Source organism: Syntrophomonas sp. UBA5494 (assembly GCF_002426325.1).
Window position 1 is genome coordinate 22022 of record NZ_DIPG01000002.1, and the last position, 4250, is coordinate 26271.

Consider the following 4250-nt stretch of genomic DNA (forward strand, 5'->3'; position numbering starts at 1 on the left):
ATTGTAATTCCTGCGGCGTCCTTTAATCAGAGCATCAAAGTGGCAGTACAGAAAATCACCGATGTTTCCGATCTGCCTATGGCCGCCAAGAGCATACTGGCCAGTGATGTAATAGAAATTACCAAAGACCAGGACGGGAGCTTCGACAAAGCGGTTACCATTACCCTTACCTTCGATAAGTCCAAGGTAGATACCAGCAAGTACGACCTTATCATCTGTTATCTGAACGAAGAGGAAAACCGATGGATCGCCTTGGATAATATCAAGGTCGACTTGGCAGCAGCTACAGTGAGCGGCGAGATCAAGCACTTTACCAAGTTCGCGATCATAGCTGTTGAAAAGGCGCAGGCCAGCCTGCCGCTTAGCCCCGGTGAGCTGGTAAACCTGAGTGATATTCAAGAGCACTGGGCTCAGCCGGCTATTGCCGAATTAATATCCCTGGGAGCTATCGGGGGATATCCGGATGGCACCTTTAAGCCCGATCAGGGAATCAGCCGGGCAGAGTTTGCCAGTATTCTGGTCAAGGCCTTGCAGCTGGAACAGAAGCAGGGTAAAGTCTTTAACGACACTGCCGGGCACTGGGCACAAGATGCCATAGCTACCGCAGCGGCCTACGGGATAGTAAACGGCTATAGCGATACCAGCTTTGGTCCGGATGATTCCATTACCCGGGAACAGATGGCGGTAATGGTGGTTAAGGCGGCTAAACTGGCCGAGGTTAAGGAAGGCAAAGCCTTTGCCGATGGCAACAAGATTTCCGCCTGGGCCGGCAATGCTGTGGCAACAGCCAGCCAGAACCAGATAATCAACGGCTATCCGGATAATACCTTCCGGCCGCAAAATAATGCCAGCCGGGCGGAGGCAGCTACCGTGATTGTCAAAGCTCTGCAACTGGCTGCATAGTAAAAACATATTTGACAAGCTTCAGGTCAAGCTCTTAAGCTGCAAAGCTTAAGAGCTTGACCCTTGTTTACCCGGCGGGTGGGGTACAGACCACTTGCAATGGTGTTAATTAACTCCAGATAATAATTCTGGAGTTAAAAAGGACCTCAATCTGCCCCCGGGGTGGAAGAACTGCGCCAGGCGGTGCAGGAGAGACCCGGCCTCTGGTATCAGTTCTGTTTCGAGGTTTGAATATCGGTATGCAGGCGTTCCCTCATATAAGCCGCCAGCTCTTTTTCCTCCTCACTTTCCCGCGTCTTTTCAAATCGGGCCAGCAAGGCGTCAAGGGACTCTTTCCCTTCTTCTTGAGCCAGGATCTGTCTGGGGGTAAGGTCCTCCTCGGGATGAGGCAGGTCCAGCCAGCGTTCGGTCTCCTTATCCTTCACCACCATAAACCACAAAGGTATCAGCTCTGCAGGGGGCGGATCGGGATAGAGCACACTGCTGAAGAGTTGCAGGGGTTGGTCGGGCCAGAGTTCGCTTAGGCTTTTTTGCTGGCTGTTAACCTCATCCAGCAAATCTGCACAGCTTAAAATGATTTCCGGACCAACCGCCAGGCGCGCATAAGGGCCGGAACCGTCTCCTGCCGCCAGCCACAGCCAGCCCTGGCTGCGATGGATCATCTTATAGCCCGCAGAACCGGACAAGATGCGCTGCAGGGCTTCCTCCTGGGTGCTGTGGTGATAGAGCAGCCTGATGTCATTGAGCTTGAGCATGGTTTTATTTTGAGCATGATTGAATATACCGTAAATTATCTCACCGTTATCTTTGAATATTTCTTCAGCATCCTCGTCCGGGGTCAGATTCAACAAATATTGGATATGTTCGGTTAAGAAGGATTTTTCCAGGGATTGATCCCGGACCATTAAGACCATTCCCGAAAAGATGTTGTCCTCCGGCAGTTCCGCCAGCCTGCCCAGAAGCAGTATAGTCTCGCTGTTATCGAACTCCAGGGCTTCTTTAAGCAGAACCTCCCGCTCCAGACCGGTGGCCAGGTCCCTTACTAAAAGGTGCATATGAGATGAACCGATGGCTTCATAAATTCCCAATCTTGATCGATTCAAGGCCTCCAAACAATTGCGGGAGGCTGTATCAAGGTATGCTCCGTTTTCCAGCAAATAAGCCTCTCCGATGCTGCCTCCGGAGTCGCCCGCCACATCAAACCACAGCCAGTCGGAGAACAAGGTCTCATGTTCGCGGGGCAGATACTGGTCTGCGGCAAAACGAACAAAGCGGCTCTGCAGGCTGCGGCGATGCCTGCGGATATCGTGCTGGTTGGCTTGATCCAATTTGAGTTTTAAAGCTGTCATGATGCCGCTGTAGCGGATAAAGGGATCTATCGAGACAGTAGTGATTTCCGCCACCGGGCCACAGCAATGCTTGTACTTTTTACCGCTGCCGCAAGGGCAGGGGGCGTTGCGGCCGATTTTGTGTTTCGCCAAGGATGATGTCCCCCCTAAGGATTTTGCTCAGTTTAGCTTATCACAACGGCGTTTGTAAGTCACCAATGGCCGGATTTCATCATACTGTGAGCCAAAAGTCTAGGTTGGGTCTGTTAAGGACATAATCGTATAAAAATGTATTGGAATAATGCCGTTTTTCCATGATTTTGCGGTATAGCTTGCGCAGCGGGGGCTATATTCAGTAAAATTGACAATATATAGTTCAAGAACCAGCGTTTTAAGCATGGTGATAGAGAACGGAGGAGGTCATCATATGTCGACCGGTCATGATATGCCAAGTGTGTACAATCCCGAAGCGGTGGAAAAGAAATGGTACTCACATTGGGAAGAACAGGGCTATTTTACCCCCGAGCCTGATTATAGCCAAAAGCCGTTTTCCATCGTAATGCCGCCTCCCAATGTCACCGGTGCCCTGCATCTCGGGCATGCCATGGATATCACCCCTCAGGACATCCTGACCCGGTGGCGCCGCATGCAGGGTTACAACGCTCTCTGGGTACCCGGGACCGACCATGCCGGTATCGCCACCCAGGCCCGGGTTGAAGAGTCCCTGGCCCGGCAAGGCATTTCCAAACACGACCTGGGGCGTGAAGGCTTCCTGGAAAAAGTGTGGGAATGGAAGCACCTGTACGGCAGCCGCATCACCAGCCAGTTGAGGCTGATGGGGGCTTCCTGCGACTGGAGCAGGGAACGCTTCACCATGGATGAAGGCTGCTCCCGGGCGGTGCGCGAAGTTTTTGTAAGTCTTTTCGAAAAAGGCCTGATTTATAAAGGGGATTACATTGTCAACTGGTGTCCCCGCTGCCACACCGCCATTTCAGATATAGAAGTCGAGCATGAAGACACGGCCGGCAAGCTGTGGTACATTAAATATCCCCTTCAGGACAGCGATGATTATATAGTGGTGGCTACTACCAGACCGGAGACCATGCTGGGTGACAGCGGGGTGGCGGTTCACCCCGAAGACAGCCGCTATCAACATATGATAGGCCGTCAGGTGGTATTGCCGTTGATGGGAAGATTGATCCCGGTGGTGGCGGACAGTTATGTTGACCGCGAATTTGGAACCGGCGCGGTAAAGGTTACTCCGGCCCACGATCCCAACGATTTCGAAATGGGGCTGCGCCATGACCTGGCCCAAATCGCAGTCATGGACGACCATGGCATCATGAATGAGAATGCCGGGGCCTACCAGGGCTTGAGCCGTAATGAATGCCGCCGGCGGGTGGTGGAAGACCTGACCCGGGGAGGCTTTCTCTTGAAAATCGAAGATCATCAGCATGCGGTGGGGCATTGCCAGCGCTGTGATACTATCATCGAGCCGCTCATCTCTACGCAGTGGTTTGTTAAAATGAAGCCTCTGGCCGAACCGGCTATTCAAAGGGTATTGGCCGGTGAGACCCGCTTTGTGCCGGAACGCTTTACCCGCATCTACACGAATTGGATGGAGAACATCCGTGACTGGTGCATCAGCCGTCAGCTGTGGTGGGGGCACCGCATCCCGGTGTGGTACTGCCAGGACTGTGGCGAGGTGATCTGCAGCCGGACTGATCCGGCAGACTGCCCAAAATGCCAATCCTCCAACCTGGTGCAGGACGAAGATGTTCTGGACACCTGGTTTTCCAGCGCCTTGTGGCCGTTTTCCACCCTGGGCTGGCCCGAAAAAACTACTGATCTGGACTTTTATTATCCGACCAGCGTGCTGGTCAGCGGCAGGGACATCATCTTCTTCTGGGTGGCCAGGATGATTTTTTCCGGGATTGAGCACACCGGACAAACGCCTTTCTCGGTCGTAAATATTCACGGTCTGGTTCTGGACGGCCTGGGGCGCAAGATGAGCAAGTC

At 52.9% G+C, this 4250-nt stretch carries 3 protein-coding genes; 2 read left to right on the top strand and 1 reads right to left on the bottom strand.

Translation table 11 applies throughout. From position 1 onward, the window contains the following. Nucleotides 1-903, top strand: a 903-nt coding sequence (locus B3W37_RS00215; protein ID WP_483174433.1) for an S-layer homology domain-containing protein, incomplete at its 5' end; no start/stop codon positions are given. A gap of 209 nt (nucleotides 904-1112) precedes the next feature. On the opposite strand, the gene B3W37_RS00220 is transcribed toward B3W37_RS00215, so the two are convergent. Further along, entirely contained in the window at nucleotides 1113-2384 is a 1272-nt protein-coding gene (locus B3W37_RS00220; protein WP_483170947.1) for a YecA family protein, read from the bottom strand. A 274-nt stretch (nucleotides 2385-2658) separates the two neighbouring features. On the opposite strand from B3W37_RS00220, the gene B3W37_RS00225 reads away from it, so the two are divergent. After that, nucleotides 2659-4250 (top strand): valine--tRNA ligase (locus B3W37_RS00225; RefSeq protein ID WP_483174434.1); only part of this gene is annotated, 1592 nt, incomplete at its 3' end.